The organism is Devosia alba (assembly GCF_039938915.1).
In the GTDB taxonomy this organism is placed as follows: Bacteria; Pseudomonadota; Alphaproteobacteria; order Rhizobiales; family Devosiaceae; genus Devosia; species Devosia alba.
In genome coordinates this window covers 1-409 of record NZ_JBDUUI010000051.1, presented here as the reverse complement: position 1 = coordinate 409, position 409 = coordinate 1, and the positions used below count along the sequence as shown (strand labels likewise).

Genomic DNA, 409 nt, shown 5'->3' with positions numbered 1-409 from the left:
TGACCAACCGGGGCCATGACCGCTCGCACCTGCTGGAGATGGCCAAGGCAGCCCACGCCGAGACCGGCGCCCCCGAGATGATCGCCCTCGCTGATCGCGGGTATTATGAGGGCGAGCAGATCCGCTCCTGCGCCGATGCGGGCATCATCCCGATGGTGCCCAAGCCCAATACGTCACCAGCTCAGGCGCGTGGTTTTTGGGGCAAGGCCATGTTCGTGCATGAGCCGCAGACCGACACCTATCGCTGCCCTGCTGGCCAGCAACTGCAGAAGCGCTTTGCCAGGGAGGAAGGCGGCAAGCTCATCAGCGTGTACTTCAACCAGAAGGCCTGTGGTGCCTGCACATCGCGTCCCCTGTGCACGGCCGGCAAGGAGAAGCGCATCCGACGATGGGAGCATGAGGCGGTGCT

General features: G+C 64.5%; 1 protein-coding gene. It reads left to right on the top strand.

Features of this window, described 5'->3' with window-relative positions; all coding sequences use genetic code 11:
* Window positions 1-409 (top strand): transposase (locus tag ABFY71_RS18740; RefSeq protein ID WP_347947383.1); only part of this gene is annotated, 409 nt, incomplete at both ends.